16 protein-coding genes are annotated in these 21,792 nt (G+C 68.4%); 9 read left to right on the forward strand and 7 right to left on the reverse strand.

Translation table 11 applies throughout. The annotated features are described in order from the left end of the window. Window positions 1-136 precede the first annotated feature (136 nt). Window positions 137-1,471: a dicarboxylate/amino acid:cation symporter gene (locus AC5YGJ_RS08505; protein WP_107231107.1), complete on the reverse strand. Its 1,335-nt coding sequence runs from the start codon at window positions 1,469-1,471 to the stop codon at window positions 137-139. 154 nt (window positions 1,472-1,625) lie between these two features. Here AC5YGJ_RS08505 and AC5YGJ_RS08510 point away from each other — a divergent pair, with 154 nt between their 5' ends. The 5 genes from AC5YGJ_RS08510 to AC5YGJ_RS08530 all read left to right on the forward strand — a co-directional run bounded on the left by AC5YGJ_RS08510 (window position 1,626) and on the right by AC5YGJ_RS08530 (window position 6,951). Beyond that, on the forward strand, window positions 1,626-3,332 hold the full coding sequence (locus AC5YGJ_RS08510) for an alkaline phosphatase (RefSeq protein ID WP_496186268.1): 1,707 nt from the start codon (window positions 1,626-1,628) through the stop codon (window positions 3,330-3,332). Next, complete coding sequence (locus AC5YGJ_RS08515; protein WP_496186269.1) at window positions 3,329-3,874, forward strand: WG repeat-containing protein; 546 nt, start codon at window positions 3,329-3,331, stop codon at window positions 3,872-3,874. The genes AC5YGJ_RS08510 and AC5YGJ_RS08515 overlap by 4 nt, the downstream gene beginning before the upstream one ends. Window positions 3,875-4,499: 625 nt before the next feature. Then, on the forward strand, window positions 4,500-5,786 hold the full coding sequence (gene tilS / locus AC5YGJ_RS08520; RefSeq protein ID WP_496186270.1) for a tRNA lysidine(34) synthetase TilS: 1,287 nt from the start codon (window positions 4,500-4,502) through the stop codon (window positions 5,784-5,786). A 36-nt stretch (window positions 5,787-5,822) separates the two neighbouring features. Beyond that, complete coding sequence (locus AC5YGJ_RS08525) at window positions 5,823-6,083, forward strand: exodeoxyribonuclease VII small subunit (RefSeq protein ID WP_006381978.1); 261 nt, start codon at window positions 5,823-5,825, stop codon at window positions 6,081-6,083. Next, window positions 6,073-6,951: a polyprenyl synthetase family protein gene (locus AC5YGJ_RS08530; protein WP_496186271.1), complete on the forward strand. Its 879-nt coding sequence runs from the start codon at window positions 6,073-6,075 to the stop codon at window positions 6,949-6,951. The genes AC5YGJ_RS08525 and AC5YGJ_RS08530 overlap by 11 nt, the downstream gene beginning before the upstream one ends. A gap of 77 nt (window positions 6,952-7,028) precedes the next feature. Here the strand turns inward: AC5YGJ_RS08530 and AC5YGJ_RS08535 are convergent, their stop codons facing one another. Then, a complete protein-coding gene (locus tag AC5YGJ_RS08535) occupies window positions 7,029-7,400 on the reverse strand; it encodes a DUF4870 domain-containing protein (RefSeq protein ID WP_040007321.1) in 372 nt (123 codons plus the stop codon). Between the two features lie 87 nt (window positions 7,401-7,487). Continuing rightward, complete coding sequence (gene pmbA / locus AC5YGJ_RS08540) at window positions 7,488-8,855, reverse strand: metalloprotease PmbA (protein ID WP_249843293.1); 1,368 nt, start codon at window positions 8,853-8,855, stop codon at window positions 7,488-7,490. A gap of 68 nt (window positions 8,856-8,923) precedes the next feature. On the opposite strand from pmbA, the gene yjgA reads away from it, so the two are divergent. Continuing rightward, window positions 8,924-9,511, forward strand: coding sequence for a ribosome biogenesis factor YjgA (yjgA, locus tag AC5YGJ_RS08545; RefSeq protein ID WP_475287802.1), 588 nt, complete (start codon window positions 8,924-8,926; stop codon window positions 9,509-9,511). Between the two features lie 41 nt (window positions 9,512-9,552). On the opposite strand, the gene tldD is transcribed toward yjgA, so the two are convergent. The 4 genes from tldD to AC5YGJ_RS08565 are packed head-to-tail and all read right to left on the reverse strand — an operon-like array spanning window position 9,553 to window position 17,032. Further along, a complete protein-coding gene (tldD, locus tag AC5YGJ_RS08550; protein WP_496186272.1) occupies window positions 9,553-10,998 on the reverse strand; it encodes a metalloprotease TldD in 1,446 nt (481 codons plus the stop codon). Between the two features lie 57 nt (window positions 10,999-11,055). Continuing rightward, entirely contained in the window at window positions 11,056-14,913 is a 3,858-nt protein-coding gene (locus AC5YGJ_RS08555) for a YhdP family protein (RefSeq protein WP_496186273.1), read from the reverse strand. Between the two features lie 30 nt (window positions 14,914-14,943). Beyond that, complete coding sequence (gene rng / locus AC5YGJ_RS08560) at window positions 14,944-16,431, reverse strand: ribonuclease G (protein ID WP_409460311.1); 1,488 nt, start codon at window positions 16,429-16,431, stop codon at window positions 14,944-14,946. Then, window positions 16,424-17,032 (reverse strand): Maf family nucleotide pyrophosphatase, encoded by a 609-nt coding sequence (locus AC5YGJ_RS08565; protein ID WP_107231117.1) that lies wholly within the window; start codon window positions 17,030-17,032, stop codon window positions 16,424-16,426. The genes rng and AC5YGJ_RS08565 overlap by 8 nt, the downstream gene beginning before the upstream one ends. Before the next feature lie 129 nt (window positions 17,033-17,161). Between AC5YGJ_RS08565 and AC5YGJ_RS08570 the strand changes: the two genes are divergently transcribed. The 3 genes from AC5YGJ_RS08570 (at window position 17,162) to AC5YGJ_RS08580 (ending at window position 21,752) form a co-directional block, all read left to right on the forward strand. Continuing rightward, complete coding sequence (locus AC5YGJ_RS08570; RefSeq protein WP_309334499.1) at window positions 17,162-17,899, forward strand: SIMPL domain-containing protein; 738 nt, start codon at window positions 17,162-17,164, stop codon at window positions 17,897-17,899. Window positions 17,900-18,115: 216 nt separating this feature from the next. After that, window positions 18,116-18,766, forward strand: coding sequence for an energy transducer TonB (locus tag AC5YGJ_RS08575; RefSeq protein ID WP_496186274.1), 651 nt, complete (start codon window positions 18,116-18,118; stop codon window positions 18,764-18,766). Between the two features lie 190 nt (window positions 18,767-18,956). Then, entirely contained in the window at window positions 18,957-21,752 is a 2,796-nt protein-coding gene (locus tag AC5YGJ_RS08580; RefSeq protein ID WP_249843287.1) for a TonB-dependent receptor, read from the forward strand. Window positions 21,753-21,792 lie beyond the last annotated feature (40 nt).

Raw genomic sequence — 21,792 nt, forward strand, 5'->3', positions numbered from 1 at the left:
CGGCTTTTTCGTTTGCGCCCCCGGTGGGTGCCGACCGTTGGTCGGCACGGCCGCCATCCACGCATGGCGTGGATCTACCGGAACAAAACAAAAGGCCCGCCGGTCAGGGTGGGCCTTCCATCACCACCACGCAACCTCAGCCGCGCGGCGGCGTCGGGTCGGGGTCATCCACACCGACATTGCTGGACGGGTTGTCATACACCGCCTGGTCGAGCAGCCCGGTCTCCTTGGCCACGATCACCGGCACCAGCATCTGGCCGGTCACGTTGGTCATCGTGCGCATCATGTCCAGGATGCGGTCGATGGCATACAGGTAACCGATGGTTTCCAGCGGCAGGTTGGCCGCACTCAGCACCACCGTGGCCATGATCACCGCCGTGCCCGGCACACCGGCGGTACCGAAGCTGCCCAGCACCGAAGCAATCAGCACCACCACGTACTGTTCCGGGGTCAGCGGCACGCCGCTGTACTGCGCGATGAACACCGCGCACAGCGCCGGGTAGATCGCACCGCAGCCGTCCATCTTGATGCTGGCACCCAGCGGCACCGCGAACGAGCCGTAGTCCTTGTTCACCCCCAGGTTGTGGGTGATCGAACGCAGCGCCACCGGCATCGCCGCGAAGCTGGACGAGCTGACGAACGCCACCTGCATGCCCGGCGCGGCGCCACGGAAGAACTTCAGTGGGTTCAGGCCATGCGCCATCAACAGTGCGCTGTAGACCACCACGATGTGCAGCGCGCAGGCCACGTACAGCGCCAGCACGAAATGCCCCAGCGGCAGCAGCTTCTCGAAACCGTAGCTGCCGACCAGGCCGGCGATCAGGCCGAAGGTGCCGATCGGGGTGACTTCCAGTACGAAGCGGGTCACCTGGATCATGATGTCGCTCATCTGGCCGACCAGCTTGCGCGCCTCGGTCACCTTCTCGCCCAGCTTGACGATGGCAAAGCCGACCAGGCCGGCGAAGAAGATCACCGGCAGGATCGAGCCGCGGCCGGCCGCCAGCACGGTCTCACCAGCGGCATTGACCTTGGTGCCGATGCCGGACAGCGCGTAGAAGACATTGGCGGGCACCACATCCAGCAGCACCTGCACCACGCTGGGCACTTCGCGCGGTACGTAGTTGCTGGCCATCGACAACTGCAGTCCACCGGCACCCGGCTGCAGCACGGTGCCCACGGCCAGGCCGACGCATACCGCCAGCGCTGCGGTGATCACGAACCACAGGAAGGTGCGGCCACTGAGCGCGGCGACCGACTTCTGGCCATGCAGCGAAGAAATCGCATTGATGACCGCGAAGAACACCAACGGTACGGCGATCATCTTGATCAGGGTGACGTACAGCTCACCGAGCGGGCCAAACCACGTTTCCGCGGCCGGGCCGAGCGCCCAGCCGGCCAGCGCGCCGAGCACGAAGCCACCGACCACGCGCTGCCAGAATGGAATCCGCAGCCAGGCAGAGACCAGCTTCATAGGCAATCCAGAGGGGAAGGAAGGGATGCTGGCACGATAGCCGAACCTGGCCCGCGGAACGACCGCCCGGCCGGCAAATCAGTGTGTCATCGGCGTGCCTTGCAGGGCCGGGCATAATGAACGTCCCGTTACAGTTTGTGAGATCCCAGCGTCCATGCGCCGTTCCGTCTCCCTGTTGGCCGCCTGTGCCACCACCCTGCTGCTCGGCGCCTGCGCCAGCACTACCCCCGCCTCTGCCCCGGCCGGCCTGAAAGTCGCCGTCGACCCGGTCGCGCACCCGGCCGGCGAGACACCGCAGTGGTGGTACCGCAGCGGCGCCGCCCAGGCGGCGGCCAATGGTGCGATGGCCGGAAAGGCCAAAAACGTCATCCTGTTCCTCGGTGACGGCATGAGTCTGACCACCGTGGCCGCCTCGCGCATCTACGAAGGCCAGCGCAAGGGCGGCTCGGGCGAAGAGAACCTGCTGTCCTGGGAGCGCTTCCCGGCCACGGCGTTCAGCAAGACCTACAACACCGATTCGCAGACGCCGGACTCGGCCGGCACCATGACCGCCATCACCACCGGCGTGAAGACCCACATGGGCGCGATCGGCGTCAGCGCCGGCAGCCGCACCGACTGTGCCGACAGCCTGTCCAAGGGCCTGCTGACCTGGCTGCAGCTGGCCGACAGCGCCGGCCTGGCCACCGGCGTGGTGTCCACCGCACGCCTGACCCACGCCACTCCGGCGGCGACGTATGCGCACTCGCCCGAGCGCAACTGGGAAAACGACACCGACCTGACCGACGCGGCCAAGGCCGCCGGCTGCAAGGACATCGCCCAGCAGCTGCTGTCGACCTCGCGTTACGGCCGCGGCCCGCTGGTGGCCCTCGGTGGCGGCCGCGGTGAGTTCACCACTGTGGAAGAGCGCGATCCGGAGTACGACGACAAGGTCGGCCAGCGTCTGGACGGCCGCAGCCTGGTGCAGGAATGGCAGCAGGCCCATCCGCAGGGCGCCTACGTGTGGAACAGCAAGCAACTGGCGGCTGCGGCCAACGCGCCGGCCATCCTGGGCCTGTTCGAGCCGGACCACATGCGCTACGAGTACGAGCGTCCGCAGGATCCGGGCGGCGAGCCGAGCCTGGCCGAGCTGACCGCTGCGGCGATCAAGAACCTGTCCCAGCACCCGGAAGGCTACGTGCTGATGATCGAAGGCGCGCGCATCGACCACGCCAACCACAGCGGCAACGCCTACCGTGCGCTGACCGAAACCGTGGCGCTGTCCGACGCGGTACGCGTGGCCAACGAGCTGACTTCGGCCGATGACACCCTGATCATCGTCACCGCCGACCATTCGCACACGTTGAACTTCGTCGGCTACCCGGCGCGCGGCAACCCGATCCTGGGCAAGGTGAAGGACAAGGGTGGCGAAGATGGCGCCGGCAAGCTGGATTACGCGCTGGACGGCACCGGCCAGCCGTACACCACGCTGAGCTATGCCAACGGCCCGGGCCATACCGGCGCCAGCAACCAGCAGCCGGCCGGCCCCAAGCGCTACCCGCACAACCCGAGCAGCTTCGAACCGGCCAACGGCCGCCCGAACCTGCGCGAGGTCGACACCGAGCATCCCGACTACATGCAGGAAGCACTGGTGCCGATGAAGTCCGAGTCGCACGGTGGCGAGGACGTCGGCATCTGGGCGCGCGGCCCGGGCAGCAAGGCGATCCGCGGCACGCTGGAACAGAACGCGATCTACCACATGATCGTGCAGGCCACCCCGGCACTGCGCGAGCGCCTGTGCCAGGCCGGCACCTGCGACGACAAGGGCGTGCCGGTGCAGCTGCCGGCACCAACCGCGTTCGAGCGCAAGGCCGAGGACAAGTGACCCTGCGGCAGGCCCGCCCTGCCCGCGCCGGCGGCCGCTTCGCGCGGTCGCTGGCCCTGTTCGGGATGCTGGCCAGTGCCAACGCGCAGGCACAGGCGCCGGCATGCAAGCTGCTCACCGACGAACACGGCTTGTGGCCGCTGCCCAACTGCGAGGTGGTCGATCACCGGCCGAAGATCCAGCCAGGCACACTGAAGGACCTGAACTTTGATGACCACGGCCTGGCCGTGGTGTATGCCGACCAGGGCTTCCATTACGTCGACCGCACCGGCCGCAGCCTGCCGGTGCTGACCTGGGACAACGGCCCGGAAACGCCGGAGGAAGGCCTGCTGCGCGGGCGCGTGGGCAATCGCGTGGGCTACTTCGATCTGACATTCCGTCAGGTGGTACCGGGCACCTTCGATTTCGCCTGGCCGTTCCGCGACGGCGTGGCCGAGGTCTGCAACGGCTGCCGTCGCGGCACGCCGGATGGCGATGGCCATACACCGATGGAAGGCGGCGAGTGGTTCCGCATCGACCGCACGGGTCGTAGGCTGAAGTAAGGTTTTCGGCAGGGCTGCGCCCTGCACCTGCTACGAACCGGAGCAACAGCAACAGCCAAAGCGGCTCTGGTCTTCTGTGAGTTGGGCGGTGCGGTGCGGGTGGTCAGGACACGCCGTAAACCCCGCTCCGCGGTCCGGCCCAGCCGTTAGCGGCTGGGCGTTCGGGCGCTTGCGAAGCAGTGCTTCGCAAGCAAAGCTCCCTCACCCATGGGGGCTCGATGGCGCCATCCATGGCGCCAACGGTCCTGCCCACCCGCACCGCCCCACCCCCGATAGATTTCCGGAGACGGTTGGACCATCCACGCTTTGCGTGGATCAGATCTGTGAGAGATCGAATTGAATCCGGGGTCAGATCCGTTTTCCGCAGGAAAACGGATCTGACCCCGGATTTGGCATTTCCAACAGCTCGCAGGAAACTGTCGAAGGCGGGGTGGGTCCGGTTGCGGGAGTGTCCGCGGCATGGATGCCGCGGCCAAGCCCCCAAGGACGGGTTTACGGCGTCTCCCGCAACCGGACCCACCCCGCCAACCTTCAGGAAACCAGCTTCTGCTGTTGCTGTTGCTCTGGCTCGTAGCGGGTGCAGGGCGCAGCCCTGCCAAGTAAACCCCACCCTATACTTGCCGCCGTGACCGCCTTCCCTGCCCTCGTTCCGCTGGATGCACCGCTGCTGGTGGGCTACAGCGGCGGTGTCGATTCGACCGTGCTGCTGCACTGGCTGTGGCGCTGCGCCCAGGCCTCTGCCACGCCGCTGCGTGCGGTGCACGTGCACCACGGCCTGCAACCGGCCGCCGATGACTGGGTGCGGCATTGCCAGCAGCAGTGCGCAGCGCTGGGCCTCGAACTGGCCGTGCACCGCGTGCAGGTTGATCTGCACCCTGGCCTCGGCCTGGAGGGCGCGGCGCGCCACGCCCGGCGCGCGGCGTTCGCCGCCGAACTGCGCGACGGCGAAACACTGGCGCTGGCACAGCACCAGGACGACCAGGCCGAGACCTTCCTGCTGCGTGCACTGCGTGGTTCCGGCGTCGATGGGCTTGCCGCGATGGCAGCGTACAGTCAGCTCGGTGCACACCGCCTGTGGCGCCCGCTGCTGCGCGCACCGCGCAGCGCGCTGCTCGACTACGCCCGGCAGCACGCGCTGTGCTGGATCGAAGACCCCAGCAACAGCGATGACCACGCCGATCGCAACTTCCTGCGCCTGCATGTACTGCCGCTGCTGCGTCAGCGATGGCCGCATGCCGCTGCGGCATTGGCCGGCAGCGCGACGCACTGCCGGCAGACCCGCGAACTGCTGGACGAAGAAGACGCCGAACTGATCGCACACCTGGAAGTCGCACCACGCGTGCTGTCGCTGCAACTGCTGCGCCAGGTTTCGCCGGGCCGTGCCGCGCGCGTGCTGCGCGCCTGGGTGCTCGGCCACGGCGCCCTGCCGCTGCCGGCCACGGTGCTGCAGCAGGCACTGGAGCAGCTGCTGCCGGCAGCCAATGACCGTCAGGCACAGGTACGCTGGCACGACCATGCCATCCGGCAATGGCGCGACCATGCCTATCTGCTGCCTGCGCAGCTGCCGGCTCTGCCCGCCGACTGGCAGGCCACATGGGATGGCCGCTCGCCATTGCCGCTGCCCGACGGCGGCCAGCTGCGCCTGCGGGGTGCCAGTGCTTTCGAGCAGCCGTTGCAGATCCGTGCGCGGGTGGGTGGCGAGCGCATCCTGATGCCCGGCCGCCAGCATGCCCATGCGCTGAAGGACTGCCTGCAACGCGAACACCTCGCGCCGTGGCGACGCGCGCAGCTGCCGCTGCTGTTTGCGGACGGGCAACTGCTGGCCGCCGCCGATGTGGTCATCAGCGCGCCCTTGCAGGCATGGCTGCTGGCCCGGGACGCGCAGCTGCAGTGGCGTCCCGGCGGTTGGTGAATTGACCCCCGCGCGCAGCCCGTCCACACTTGCCGCATGGCCAAGAAGTCCCCCGAAAACGCCTCCCCGGTCGCCCAGTTCGAGCAGTCGCTTGAATCGCTGGAGCAGCTGGTGGAGCAGATGGAAACCGGCGAGCTGAGCCTGGAAGCTTCGCTCAGTGCTTACGAACGTGGCGTCGGCCTGTACCGGCAGTGCCAGCAGGCGCTGGAGCAGGCGGAACTGCGCGTGCGCCTGCTCAGCGATCCGGCCCAGCCGGAAACGGCCGAGCCCTTCGACCCGCCCAGCCATGACGGCTGAGCTGCTGTTCGCGCGCTGGCGCGACCGCATCGAAAGCCAGCTCGATGCCGCCCTGCCCTCACCCGCCGAAGCGCCGCAGCGCCTGCACCAGGCCATGCGCTATTCGGTGCTCGGCGGCGGCAAGCGCATGCGCCCGCTGCTGGTGTACGCCAGCGGCCAGCTGTTCGGCGCGCAGGCCGAAACCCTGGATGCGGCGGCGATGGCGGTCGAACTGATCCACGCCTATTCGCTGGTGCATGACGATCTGCCGGCGATGGACGACGATGCACTGCGCCGTGGCAAGCCGACCACGCACATCGCCTTTGACGAAGCCACGGCGATCCTGGCCGGCGACGCGCTGCAGACCCGCGCCTTCGGCCTGCTGGCCGACGCACCGCTGCCGGCCACCCTGCGCGTGGCCTGCCTGCAGACCCTGGCGCATGCGTCCGGTGCGTCCGGCATGTGCGGCGGGCAGGCCCTGGATATCGATGCCACCGGCCAGCAGCAGTCGCTGGCGGCACTGACCCGCATGCACGCGCTCAAGACCGGTGCGCTGATCCGCGCGGCGGTGCGCATGGGCGCGCTGTGCGGCCAGGCCCACGAGCCGCAGCTGGCCCAGCTGGATCATTTCGCCGACGCGCTCGGCCTGGCGTTCCAGGTGCGCGACGACATCCTCGATGTCGAAGCCAGTTCCGAACAGCTGGGCAAGACCGCCGGCAAGGACCAGGCACAGGACAAGAGCACCTTCCCCGCGCTGCTCGGCATGAACGGCGCCAAGGCGCAGCTGCGTGAACTGGCTGCGCGCATGCAGTCCAGCCTGGCCGGCTACGGCGAAGAGGGCGATGCGCTGCGCGCGCTGGCAACGCTGGCGGTGGAACGCGATCACTGATCGCAGCCACGCTGCGCGCTCACCAACAAAAAACGCCCGGCAGTGCCGGGCGTTTTCCGTTCCACATGCGGACGGTCTTACTTGACCAGGCGCAGCGCGAACGGATAGCGATAGGCTTCGCCGTTGTTAGCCTTCACCGCCGCGATGATGCAGAACACCAGGTTCAGGATGCCGACGATCGGCGCCAGGATGCCGCCGATGATCACGATGGTCAGCACGATGCAGATCAGCATCGCGATGGTGATGGTGATCTGGAAGTTCAGCGCTTCCTTGGCCTGGTCGGTGACGAAGGCCTTGCTGGCATCATCCTTGTTGATCAGCCAGATGATCAGCGGGCCGATGAACCAGGTGAAGATGCCCAGCAGGTGGGCAGCCAGGGCCATGGTGCGCTGGTCGGCCGGCGCATTGGTGGTGGCCGGCGGCGGCGGGACGTTATCGAATTCACTCACGACAAAACTCCTTTTCATTGGGTGGTCTTGACCCACCAGCACCAGGCTGATTGCGTCAGGCGGGGATAGCTTACGGCATCAACGCCATCAATCATTACCGGCGATGGTCATTCGTCCAAGCAGGATCGAGCCGGTCCGGATGTGCGAGCGGGGGTCGACGTCGCTGCCAACCGCCTCGATGCTGCTGAACATCTCGCGCAGATTGCCGGCGATGGTGATGCCGTCCACCGGGTACTGGATCTCGCCGTTCTCGACACGGAAGCCGCCGGCACCGCGCGAATAGTCGCCGGTCACCCCGTTCACGCCCTGCCCCATCAGCTCGGTCACCAGCAGGCCGCTGCCCATCCGGGCGGCGATCTCGTGCAGCGAGCCGGCATTGGCCGCCAGCTGCAGGTTGTGCACGCCGCCGGCATTGGCGGTGGTCTGCAGGCCCAGCTTGCGCGCCGAGTAGCTGCCCAGCACGTAGCGCTGCAGCACGCCGTCACGCACCAGCGCCGAGGCGCGGGTGGCCACGCCATCACCATCGAAGGCCGCCGAACGCAGGCCGCGGCGCAGGTGCGGCAGTTCGTCGATCTGCATCCACTCGGGGAACAGGCGCTGGCCGACGCTGTCCAGCAGGAAGCTGGCCTGGCGGTACAACGCACCGCCGGACACGGCCGTCAGCAGGTGTCCCACCAGGCTGCGCGCCACTTCCGGGGCAAACAGCACCGGCATGCTGCCGGTCGCCAGCGAGCGCGGCTGCAGGCGGGCCACGGTGCGCTCGGCGGCCTGGCGGCCGACCCGGCCCACGTCCTCCAGGTCCTCGCGGGCCAGCGCGCTGGTGTACCAGCCGTCGCGCTGCATGCCATCCCCCTGGCCGGCGATCAGCGCACAGCCGATCGAATGATGGGTGCCGCGCTCGCGGCCGATGAAGCCATGCGAATTGGCGTACACCGACAGGCTCTGCATGCTCGACACCGAGGCGCCGTCGGAGTTGCGGATCTGTGCGTCGGCCTCGCGCCCGGCGTTCTCGCACGCCAGCGCCAGGTCCACCGCCTCATCGGCCTGCAGCGCCCACGGGTGCCAACTGTCCAGTTCCGGGAAGTGGGTGGCCATCAATGCGGCCTCGGCCAGGCCGGCGGCAGGGTCGTCCTCGGTATGCCGGGCGATCGCGCAGGCCTGCTCGACGGTGGCCGCCAGGCTGCTCTCGTTCAGGTCTCCGGTGCTGGCACTGCCCTTGCGCTGGCCGAAATAGACGGTCACGGCGATACCGCGGTCGCGGGTGGACTGCACGGTCTCCACCTCACCCAGGCGGACGTTGACATCCAGGCCGCGGTCCTCGCTGCAGCTGACTTCGGCCTGGCTGGCGCCCAGCGCGCGGGCGCGGTCGAGCAGCTGCTGGGAAAGGTCGGCCAGCCGTTCCAGGCGGGCCGGGCTGTCGTCACCGACGGCGACTTCAGGGGCGATCACGTTCAATGCTTTATCCTGTGCAGGTTGGGCCCGGCATCACGCCGGGCGACTTTTTTTGAAAGCAGGTGTGGACGATGCGCGGACGCGACGAAGAAACCGGTGAATTCCTTGACAAGAGCCGCAAGCAGAAGCGCGGCGAAGCCCTGGAAGTACTGGCCCTGGGTGAGAAGCTGGTGTCGCTGACCCCGGCCCAGCTGGCGCGCCTGCCGATTCCGGAGGACCTGCTGCCGCATATCGCCGAGTGCAAGCGGATCACCGCGCACATCGCCCACAAGCGGCAGCTGGCGTTCCTGGCCAAGCACATGCGCCGCGAGGACGAGGCCACGCTGGAGGCGATCCGCGATGCGCTGGACGCCAACAGTGAAACCGGCCGCCGCGAGGTGGCGATGATGCACCGCGTGGAAGACTGGCGCGAGCGCCTGCTGGCCGACGGTGACACGGCGCTGGCCGCGCTGCTGGACGACTACCCGCAGGCCGACCGCCAGCAGCTGCGCACGCTGGTACGCAACGCCCAGGCCGAAAAGGCGAAGAACAAGCCGCCGCGCGCCTACCGCGAGATCTACCAGGTGCTGCGCGGGCTGATGCTGCCGGCCGCGCTGGGCCTGAAGACGGCCGGCGGCGACGACGCCGACGACACGGTCGACGACGCCGACACGGACTGAGTCCATGTCGGCCAGGGCGCGGGCCGCGGCCATGGCCCGGCTCAGGCCTGGGTACCGCCGACGGTGATGCCCTCGATCAACAGCGAGGGCTGGCCGACACCCACGGGCACGCTCTGCCCGTCCTTGCCACAGACGCCCACGCCCTCATCGAGGGCGAGGTCGTTGCCGATCATGCGCACCTTCTGCATGGTTTCCGGGCCGTTGCCGATCAGCGTCGCGCCCTTCACCGGCGCGGTGATGCGGCCATCCTCGATCAGGTAGGCCTCGGTGGCCGAGAACACGTACTTGCCGCTGGTGATGTCGACCTGGCCGCCACCGAAGTTCACCGCGTACAGGCCCTTCTTCACCGAACGGATCATCTCCTGCGGATCGTGCTGTCCGGCGCGCATGTAGGTGTTGGTCATGCGTGGCATGGTCAGGTGCGCGAAGGATTCACGACGTGCGTTGCCGGTGGGCGCCATGCCCATCAACCGCGCATTGAGGCTGTCCTGCATGTAGCCGACCAGGATGCCGTCCTCGATCAACGTGGTGCACTGGGTCGGATGGCCTTCATCGTCGATGTTCAACGAGCCGCGGCGCCCGTCGAGGGTGCCGTCGTCGACGATGGTCACCCCCGGCGCCGCCACGCGTTCGCCGATGCGCCCGGCATAGACGCTGGTGCCCTTGCGGTTGAAGTCACCTTCCAGGCCATGGCCGACAGCTTCGTGCAGCAGCACGCCAGGCCAGCCCGGGCCCAGCACCACCGGCATCACTCCGGCCGGGGCCGGCACGGCCTCCAGATTCACCAGCGCCTGGCGCAGCGCCTCGCGGGCCAGCGCTTCGGGGCGGCCGCCGGCGAACAGTTCGTCGTAGCCGAAGCGGCCACCGCCACCGGAGTAGCCGGACTCGCGGCGCCCGTTGTGTTCGACGATCACCTGCACGTTCAGGCGCACCAGCGGGCGCACATCGGCACCCAGCACGCCATCGCTGCGGGCGATCAGCACGGTGTCGACGCCGCCGGACAGGCTGACCATCACCTGCTTCACCCGCGGATCGGCGGCACGCAGGTAACCGTCCAGGCGCTTGAGCACCTCGACCTTGGCCTCGTTGCCGATGCCGTCGATCGGGTCCAGCGCCGGGTACAGCGCGCGCGCGGTGCCGCGCACCAGCGAGCGCCCCGACTGGGCCCCGCCTTCGCGCGAGATCGCACGTGCCGACTGCGCCGCCGTCAGCAGTGCGTCGGCGTGGATGTCATCGGAATAGGCGAAACCGGTCTTTTCACCGGCGATGGCGCGTACGCCCACGCCCTGCTCGATGGAATGGGCGCCGTCCTTGACGATGCCGTCTTCCACGCTCCAGCTCTCGCGCCGGGCGTGCTGGAAATAGAGGTCGCCGAAGTCGACACCCGGGCCGAGCAACTGGCCGAAGGCGCGCTCCAGGCCGGCGGTATCCAGGCCACCGGGGCGCAGCAGGCGGTCTTGGGCAAGCGTCAGGGCGATATCAGTCATGGTCTCGATCTGGGGATGCGGGGGCGCTCAGGCAACCCCGTGGACGGAAGGCCGGGCTCAGCGCGAGCGCGGCAGGTCGGTGACGGTGGGCGGAATGGCCGGTGCCGGCGCCGGTCCGGGCGCTGGCGGGGTCTTGTCTCGGCTGCGTTCGATCACTTCCACCTTCGGCTCCTTCCATGGACCGGTCACCTTGTAGGTACGGGCGCCAATCTCGCCCAGCGGTTTGGACAATACCGCATTGGTGGCCGCGCCGAGCGCCGCCCCCACCGGGCCACCGGCCACCGCGCCAACCACGGTCAGCAGGTTGCCGGCGCGCGGGTTGACGTCGATGGTCTGGTCGAACTGCTGGTTGCGCAGGTCGGCCTGGCCGCGGATGGTGATGTTCGCCGCCGGGCCTTCGATCAGCACCTTGTCGGTGCGCGCCATGCCCTGGCCGAACTGCATGCGGCCGTCAATCTGGTTGAACGCGAAGCCCTTGGAGAAGAAGTCGCGGAAGTCGAACATCAGGCGGCGCGGCAGCTGGGTGACGCTCAGCAGGCCCAGGACGCGGCCGGCGCCCGGTTCCAGCTCCAGCAGCTGGCCGTTGCGTGCATGCAGGTCCAGGCTGCCCTGCAGATTGGCCAGCTGGAAGTCCGACGGGCCGCCACTCCAGGAGGCCTGCAGCTGCGCCTGGCCGGCCCCCCCGCGCAACTGGCCACCATAGTCGAGGTTCTGCATCAGCCCGCCCAGGTCTTCACTGCGCACCTGCGCGGTCAGTTCGGTGCGGGCACCGCCGCTGCGGCCCAGCCAGCGGCCGCTGATGTCGATTTCCTGGTCCGGCGCACGGAAGCGCAGCTCGTCCACGTTCAGGCCGTTGGCCAGCGGCCGCGTGCGCAGCACCGCCTGGCCCAGCACCACCTTGCCGAACTTCAGGTCGGCAATGTCCAGCGCGAACGGTGGCAGCTTTGCCGGGTCCATGTCATTGGCACCGGCCTGCACCCGCGCCGGTGCCGGCGTCGCCCCCGGTGCCGCCGGCAGCGATTGCCAGTGCACGCGGTCGAGCTGGCCACTGATGGTGCCGCCTTCGGCGTTGGGCACGGTCAGGCGGCCAGCCAGCGAAGGGCCATCCAGACGCACGTCCAGTGCCTGCGCGCCTGGGCGCAGCTGCAAGCGGGTCTGCTCGAACACGCCGCCGATCAGCTTCAGCTGGCCGACCTGCACGTCCACTGCGCGCAGCGGCATCGCATCATCGTCGCTGCCGCCGCGTGCCAGGCCGATCCACTCCAGTGCGTCCAGGGTCGGGCTGCGGCCATTGACCGTCAGCCCGCTCGGCGGCGGCTCGCGGTCGACACGGTCGCTGCCGAGCGTGACCTGTACGCCGGTCTGGTTGTTGTGGCTGCGCGCGGCCAGGGCCAGGCGCTGGCCGAACGCCACGTCGATGCGGCCGGCGCCCATCGGCAGCTGCGCGGCCACCGTGGTCGCCAGCGGCTCGATGGCCGGCTTGTCCAGCGGTGCCGGCAGGTCCAGGCGGGTCCCGACCAGATCCGAACTCAACCGCAGCTCGCTGGGCGGGGCCGGCGCCCCCGGCGCCACCTTGGGCAGGTTCACCGCGATGGTCCAGGCCGAGGTGCCGTTGATATAGGGCTTGAGCCAGGCCATTTCCGGCGCGCGGTCGATCAACACCCCGGCATCGAGATGGGCCGACAGCTGCGATTCGAAGGCCAGCCTGCTGTCACGCACGTAGCCACCGGCACGCAGGCTCAGGCGGCCGTCCTGGCCGAGATGCCGCACCGACAGTTCCTCGGCATCGAAACCGCCATTGCTGTAGCGCGCCTGCCCGTGCATGTTGTCGAAGGCCAGCTGGAAGCGCTTGTCGACCAGCTTCACGCCGGCCAGATCGACCGTGCCCTGCAGATGGCCGCCCCCTTCATCGTGGTGCAGCGGCTGCAGCAGATCGAACGTCACGTGCGCAGGGCCGGCAGCGCTGAGATTGTCCAGGGTGTCGCCGTAGTCCTTGTGCAGCGGGCTTTGCCGCAGCATCGCCAGCAGCTTCCCGGCCTCGCTCTTCGCGTCGGCGCGCACATACAGGGGCTGCTGGCCGAAGTCGGCAATGCCCGCTTCGAAGGTCTGCACGGCCACCCCGGCCAGATCACCGCGTCCGCGCATGTCGAAGCCGGGGCCGATGAAGGCGATATCGGCATCGACCTGGCTCATCAACGGCCAGTCGTGCTGGAAGCGGATCTCACCCTGGGTGATGTGGCCGGTGGCCTCGAAGCGGCCATCGTGGTTGTCGAACGGCCAGTCGTCCAGGTCACCGGTGACCAGGCCGACACCGCCGCGTACCTGGCCGCCGGCCAGCGCCATGTCCAGCCAGTCGGTAGCGCCCTTGCTCATCTTGGAATGGATCCAGAAGCGCTTGGCCGCGGTCATCGGCACGTCGTCCAGCTTGGCCGCCAGCTGCAGCCACGGCCGCGTGCCATCGCCCTGGAACCAGACCCCACCGCGCACATCGGCGGCGTAATCGGTGCCTTGCACGCGCATCGCCGGCGTTCCGATGCGCCAGCCACCGCCTTCGTCGCGCCAGCCCACCACCTGCCCCGCCAGGTGCAGGTCGTGGCGTACGCCAAAGCCCGTTGGCCAATCGAACTGCAGCTGGCGCTGCGGTTGCAGCTGCAGGCTGAAACCATTGGCATCGCCCTCGAAACGGCCGCCCAGGCCGCGCACGCCCGGGGAACCGCCCACGCTGGCAAAGCCCAGCGACTGCAGTTCACCCTGCGCCCACAACGGGCCGTCGCGTTCGCCGGCCAGCTGCAGCTCAGCGACCTCCAGCTGTGGCCGGGACAGGAACAGCCAGCGACGCAGATCCGCCGGCAGGCGATCGCTCAGGGCCAGACCACGCAATGCGGTCCCCGCCTGTGCCGCCGCGGCGCTCACCCGCAGCTGCCTGCCCACCTGCACCTGCAGGCCATCAAGCCGCTGCTCGCCCTCGTCCGTGGTCAGGCGCAGGCGCGGCACCTGCAATGCCCAGCCCTCGGCCTGGCGCTGCCAGCGCAGTCGCGCCTGCACGCGCTGCAGCTGCAGCTGCGGGGCCGCCACACCGGCCATCGCAGCGCCCTGTACGCGCACCTCGCGCAGGTCCGAGTCGGTGGTCAGCGCCACCGGCGCGAAGTCGCGCAGGGTCAGCCACAGGTTCAATTCGCCCTTGCCTTCGCGCAGGCGCACGCCGCCGGCCGCCAGCAGTGGCGACCAGGCATGGAAATCAACAGGATCGGCACCCAGCCAGGCCTGGCCGTTGCCATGGCGGCGGTCCACGTCCAGCACTGCGGTCAGCGGCAGGGCGTCCGCCTGCGCCCACGCACGTACGCCCACCCGCAGGCGGTCGCCATTGACCCGCAGGCGCAGGTCGATGCGCGGCAAGGTGGCATCGATGCCCAGCTGCGGCGCGTGCACGCCCAGGCGGCCCTCGATCACCTGCAGTTCGCCGAGCCGGCGCAGTGCATCCAGCGGGTCACCCCCGCTGCTGGACTGCGGCAGCCCACGCACCGACCAGCGACCGTCCTGGTCCTGTTGCAGGTCCAACGCCAGGCCACGCAGGCGCAGCTCGGTCAGCGAGCGCCCGGGCAGCAGCCCGCTGTACATCGACACCAGCACCTCGGCCTCGCCGATGGCCAGGCCCTGGCCGGCGCCGATGCGCAGGCCCTTCAGCTGCAGCAGCGGGCCGCGCCGGGTCCAGGCGGTCTGCAGCTGGTCAAAACGCACCGGCTGGCCGGCGCGCTCGCTCAGCCAGGCGGCAATCGTCCCGGGATGGCGCTCGGCCAGCGGCAACAGCTGGCTGAGCGTGCCCACCAGCAGTGCGAGCCCAACCAGGCCCACCGCACAGGCGGCAATGAAATGACGGCGGATCCTTCGCAGTCGCAGGCGCGGTGGCGCGCTCATCGGCCACCGCCGGCCTGCAGCCGGCGAGGATCAGAGCAGAACGACATCGAACTGCTCCTGCAGGTACTGCTCGTCCGCCTGGAAGCGGATGCTCTTGCCGAGGAATTCCTCCAGCTCGGCCACCGCCGAGGACTCCTCGTCGGTGATGCGCGCGACCACCTTGGTCGAAGCGATCACCAGCAGGCGCGCCGCATCGAACTGGCGCACCGCACGGGTGATCTCGCGGAAGATCTCGTAGGTGACCGTCTCGGTGGTCTTGATGCTGCCACGGCCGCTGCACTGCGGGCAGGTTTCCGACAGCTGGCGCTCCAGGCTTTCGACCGTGCGCTTGCGCGTCATCTCCACCAGGCCCAGCGGCGAGAAGTCATAAACCGTGGTCTTGGCATGGTCGCGGGCCAGCGCCTTTTCCAGGGTCCGCAGCACCTGGCGGCGATGCTCGGCATCGTCCATGTCGATGAAGTCGATGATGATGATGCCGCCCAGGTTGCGCAGGCGCAGCTGTCGGGCCACCGCCTGTGCCGCTTCCAGGTTGGTGCGGAACACCGTCTCTTCCAGATTGCGCTGGCCGAGGAACGAACCGGTGTTCACATCGATGGTGGTCATCGCCTCGGTCTGGTCGATCACCAGGTAGCCGCCGGACTTCAGCGGTACCTGCTTGTCCAGCGCGCGGCCGATCTCGTCTTCCACGCCGAACATGTCGAAGATCGGGCGGTCGCCGGAATACAGCTCGATCTTCTCGGCCAGCACCGGCATGTACTTGGCAACGAAGGCCTGCAGCTGGGCAAAGGTCTCCTTCGAGTCCACCTTCACCTTGTCCACGTCCTTGCGGATCAGGTCGCGTACCGAACGCAGCGGCAGGCTCAGGTCTTCATAGATGATGCTGCACGGCGGCGCTTCGCGGCCGCGGCGCTCGACCACGTTCCATACCCGCGACAGGTAGGCGATGTCCTCGGCGATGGCCTCGGCCGGCTGGCCTTCGGCATTGGTGCGCACGATGTAGCCGTAGCCACCGTGCTGTGCCGACAGTTCGGTCACCAGCGCCTTCAGCCGCGCGCGTTCGGTTTCATCCTCGATGCGCGCCGACACCCCCACCACCTTCGACTGCGGCAGCAGCACCATGTAGCGCGAGGGAATGCTGATCTGCGTGGTCAGCCGCGCGCCCTTGGTGCCGATCGGGTCCTTCACCACCTGCACCACGATGTCCTGGCCGTCGCGCAGCAGCTCGACGATCGGCACGCTGGCCGGCGGCGGCAGGGTGGTGTTCTCGGTATCGGCACTGGCCACCGGTGCCGGACGCACCACATCGTTGGCGTGCAGGAACGCCGCGCGTTCCAACCCGACTTCGACGAAGGCCGCCTGCATGCCTGGCATGACCCGCTGCACCTTGCCCCGGTAGATGTTGCCGACCACGCCACGGCGCCAGCCGCGCTCGATGTGCAGTTCCTGCAGCATGCCATTTTCGATCACCGCGACCCGGGTCTCGCGCGGGGTCACATTGACCAGGATTTCTTCAGACATCGGCAGCCTCCCTGGCGGCATCGGCAGTAGGAGCCGGCACGCCGCAACGTGCCAGCAGACGATCGGTGTGCAGCAGCGGCAGCCCCATCACGCCGGAGTAGCTGCCGGAAAGGTGTTCGATCCAGCGCTCGGCCCCGCCCTGGATGGCGTAGGCGCCGGCCTTGTCCAGCGGTTCGCCGGTGGCCACGTAGGCGGCGATGTCGGCCGCAGCGATCGGGGCGAAGGTCACCTCGGAAATGACCAGCTCGGTGTCCTCGCCGTCGGCGCCGACCACCACCACTGCCGTCATCACCTGGTGGGTACGGCCGGCCAGGCGTGCCAGCATCGCGCGCGCATCGGCCGCATCGGCCGGCTTGCCGAACACTTCACCGTCCAGCACCACTTCGGTGTCCGAGCCCAGCACCCGCGCCTGCGGGTCGTCAGCCCGCACCCGCGCCAGCCCGGCACGCGCCTTGTCGGCGGCGACCCGGCAGACATAGTGTTCGGCGCTTTCAGTCGCCGCGCGCTGCTCGACGACCTCCAGGTCCAGGGCCTGGAAGGGGCGTCCGAGTCGGGCCAGCAGCTGGTTGCGTCGGGGGGAGCGGGAAGCAAGATAGAGCATCGGCACAGCATAACCTGAGGCCGCCACCTGAATCGTCGGCAACCCGTTCCGGAATGCGTTCAACCCCGCACGGGCTCACAGCGCGTTCATCGCTACGACACCACCCTCACCGCACAACAAGGAGATCCCATGCGCCTGACTGCCACCCCGCTGCTGCTTGCCCTGTCCCTCGCCCTTGGAACCTCGATGACCGCCCATGCCGCTCCGTCGTCGCCGTCGATCGCCGCCCCGGCCGAAGGCACCCTGCTGAACGTCTCGGCCAACGCCGAAGCCACCCGCGTGCCGGACGTGGCCACCCTGTCGGCCGGCGTGGTCACCCAGGCCGCCGACGGCAACAGCGCGATGCGCCAGAACGCCCAGCAGATGGACAAGGTGCTGGCCGCGATCAAGGCCGCCGGCATCGCCGAGCGCGACGTGCAGACCAGCGGCGTCAGCCTCAACCCGCAGTACCGCTATGCCGACAACGAAGCGCCGAAAATCACCGGCTACCAGGCCAGCAACACGGTCAGCCTGAAGGTGCGTGACATCGCCAAGCTCGGCAAGGTGCTCGACGCACTGGCCGCGCAGGGCGCCAACCAGATCAACGGCCCCAGCTTCGAGATCGACCAGCCCGAACCGGTGTATGACGAAGCCCGCCTGGCCGCGCTGAAGAAGGCCCAGGCCCGTGCCCAGACCTATGCCAAGTCGCTGGGCCTGCAGGTGCGCCGCATCGTCAGCATCTCCGAGAATGCCGGCGGCGGTTATCGACCGATGCCGATGATGCGCACCATGGCCGCCGGCGCAGCGATGGACAAGGCCACCCCGGTTGCCCCCGGCGAATCCACCGTGTCGGTCAATCTGGACGTGGTGTTCGAACTGGGGCGCTGATCGCGTTCTGGTCTTTAGACAGAGGCGGGTCCCGCAGCGGGCCCGCCTTTTTCATGCCTGTCGGCGGCGCTGGCTGAAGGCCAGCCCAACGATTCGGACCCTGCCTCTAGGCAGTAGCCGTTGCGCCGCGCTACTGATGCACTGCCAGCCGCGTGCGGCGACCCCGCCACGGGCCCTGGTGCGTTGAGGACTTCGTCACTGGCATGGAGGTGGACCATGGTTCGTACGTATCCCGTTGCATCCGCGCATTTCGACCCCGCCCGCGTTGCCGCCTGGAGCGCGGCCATCGCCCTGCATCTGCTCGCATTCCTGTTGCTGCTGATCCCGGCCACCTACCAGGCCATCACGGCGCTGCCGCGCGACGAAACCACGGTGCGGCTGATTCCCAGGGAGTTGCCGCCGCCGCCCGCGCCGCCCACCGCGCCGGAACACGTGGACGTGGTGCCGAAGCAGCAGACGGCGCCAAGGGAAACCACGCCGCTGCCGCCGCCGACGGCCAGGCTGGAGGAAGCGCAGGGCATCGTCGCCCCCGCGGCCGAATCCGCGCCGGTGCCGCCGGCGCCGACCATCGACCGTTCGACCCCCATGCCCGGCGCCCAGCTGCAGTACCTCAGCGCCCCGCCGCCGGCCTACCCGATCCCGGCCCTGCGCAATCACGAGCAGGGCACGGTGCTGCTGCGGGTGGAGGTGGACGACCGCGGCCAGCCGGTCGCGGTGAGCATCGAGCGCAGCAGTGGTTCGCGCACGCTGGACCAGGCCGCCCGCCAGCAGGTGCTGCGGCACTGGCGTTTCGAGCCTGCCCTGCGTGACGGCGCGGCGGTTCCGGCCATCGGCCTGGTGCCGGTGCAGTTCTCCCTGCCCGACTGACCCGGTGGCCGGCCCGGCAGGACCCGGGCCGGCCCCCGACCGCGAGCGCGGCGGGTCTTTCCCGTCCAGATGTTACCGATTAAGCAAAATTTCACGGCGTCGTCACTCGCTGGAAACCTAGATTGGCGCGTCCCGGTACTGATCCGGCGACAGCCCTCAACGCTACGGTTTTCCAGTTAGGAGAGAAGCTGTGAAACACCCGATCCAACGGCCCGCCAGCCGCCGCCGCACCACCCTGGCATCGTCCATCACCCACATCCTCACCGGCGGCGCCCTGCTGCTGGTCGGCGCCGTCGCTTCCTCCTCCGCCTTCGCGCAGGAACAAGCCACCAACCTCGACCGCATCACCGTCACCGGCTCCAACATCCCGCGTACCAACACCGAGACGCCGTCCCCGGTGCAGGTGGTGAGCCGCCAGGAAATCGACCGCAGTGGCAAGACCACGCTGGCCGAGTACCTGCAGACGATCACCGCCGATGGCGCCGGCTCCATTCCCAAGACCTTCGGCAACGGCTTCGCCGGTGGCGGCGCCGGCATCTCGCTGCGCGGCCTCGGTGCCGGCTCGACGCTGGTGCTGTTGAATGGCCGCCGCATGGCGACCTACGGCCTGGCCGACGACGGCCAGAAGGTGTTCACCGACCTCAGCACCATTCCGCTCGATGCCGTCGAGCGCGTGGAAGTGCTGAAGGATGGCGCCTCGGCGATCTACGGCTCCGACGCCATCGCCGGCGTGGTCAACATCATCCTGCGCACCGACTTCGAAGGTGCGATCCTGCGCGCGTCCTACGGCCTGTCCGGCGACAGCGACGGCGATACCAAGAAGGCCACGCTGACCGCCGGTACCGGTGACCTGTCCAAGGATGGCTGGAACGCATTCTTCAGCCTGGATGTCGGCAAGTCCGACGCGATCAAGATCAGCGACCGCAAGAACCGCAAGTGGATCGGCACCGGCGACACGCGCCAGTGGGGCTATGACGCCACCGACGCGCAGTTCCTTGGCGGCGCCTACCTCAGCGGCCGCACCAACGGCGGCGTCGGCCCGAACGGCTCGGTGTTCAACAATGATGCACCGTCGCCGCACCTGGTCGCCCTGCCGGGCTGCGCCAACCTGAGCACCATTCCGGGCCAGACCGAAGCCTCTTCGGCGGCGCAGGGCTGCCTGTGGGATCCGGCGCAGCAGTATCGCGACCTGACCCCGGAAGAGAAGTACATCAACGTGTTCGGCCGCGCCACGTTCGCCTTCGGCGAAGGCGGCGAGATCTACACCGAGATCGGCTACTCGAAGAAGGAAACCATCTTCAGCAACACCCCTTCCAGCGTGTCCGGTGGCTGGGGCTTCCCCGGCGGTCCGAGAAACGCCAGCAGCGGTGACGGCGCGACGATGCTCTATGCCGGGCATCCGGACAACCCGCTGCCGTATGCGGCGCGCCTGCGCTACAGCGCGTGGGACGTCGGCCCGCGCGTGACCGACAACACCAACGAGTTCAACCGCTTCCTGGTGGGTGCCAAGGGCAACTGGGGCGACTGGAGCTACGACACCGCCTACCTGCATTCGGGCACCGACCTGGTCAACAAGCGCACCGGCTTCCTGCGTTACAGCTCGGTGCTGTGCGCGCTGGGCAACCCGAACTGCGCCGGCGGTACCTGGCGAATCGGCGACAACGCCAACCTGAACTCGCAGGCACTGTACGACTACATCTCGCCGACCATCAGCGCGCGCGCCAAGTCCAGCCTGGACATGTTCGACTTCACCGTGTCGCGCAGCCTGGCCGACCTCAAGGGTGGCCCGCTGGGCCTGGCCATCGGTACCGAGTGGCGCAAGACCAGCAACAGCCTGACCCCGCAGACCTACACCGACCAGGGTGACATCATCGGCCTGGGCTACTCGGCCTACGACGGCACCCAGAACGTGTACGCCGGCTACGTCGAGTTGTCCGCGCCAGTGCTGGAACAGCTGGAACTGTCCGGCGCGGTGCGTTACGACAAGTACGAAAGTGGTGAAGGCAAGGCCACGCCGAAGCTGGGCGTGAAGTGGACCCCGGCCGACTGGATCGCACTGCGCGCCAGCTATGCCGAAGGCTTCCGCGCGCCGAACCCGGCCGAGAACGGTGACGGTGGCCTGGCTGCCTTCTCCAACGCCCGCGATCCGGTGCGCTGCGCCATCAGTGCCGACGAGTGCACCCCGCGCTCGATCGCGATCATCACCCGCCCGAACAAGGACCTGAAGCCGGAAGAGTCCAAGAGCTACTCGGTGGGCCTGGTGCTGCAGCCGACCTCGACCACCTCGATGACCGTCGATGCCTGGCAGATCAAGCGCACCAACGAGATCGTGCAGGGCAACACCGCAGCCGCCATCCTCGCCGGCAACGTGCTGCGCGACTCCAACAACATCGGTGGCGTGCCCAACTCCGGCAGCATCCTGGCCGTCAACACCGGCTATGTGAACGCCAGTTCGTCGCGGGTCCGCGGTATCGATACCGATATCCGCCAGACCTTCGATATGGGCCCGGGCCAGCTGGAGCTGGACCTGCAGTGGAGCCACATCCTGAAGTTCGAGCGCACCGAAGGCGGTGAGACCGTTGACTATGCCGGCACGCACGGCAACTGCGACGTGACCAACTGCATCGGCACGCCGAAGGACAAGATCAACTTCGGCACCACCTGGAAGCAGGGTGCGTGGAGCGTGAGCGGTGTTGCCAACTACATCAGCAAGATGGACAACACCGACAAGCGTGGCGGCGACTACCAGGCGTTCTATGAGGATGGCACGCCGGTGACGAAGATCTCTTCGTTCACCACCTTCGATCTGTCCGGCCGCTGGAACATCACCGACGCCTTCGAGCTCAATGCCTCGGTGGCCAACGTGTTCGACCGCATCGCACCGCTCGATCCGACCACCTACGGCGGCGTGAACTACAACCCGATGCACTTCTCCGGTGCACTGGGCCGTTACTTCACCGTGGGCGCCAAGTACACCTTCCGCTGATCCATCGCGGCGCGTCACCTGCAAAGGCCCGGGTTCATCC

It is taken from the genome of Stenotrophomonas sp. CS3K5 (genome assembly GCF_059515225.1).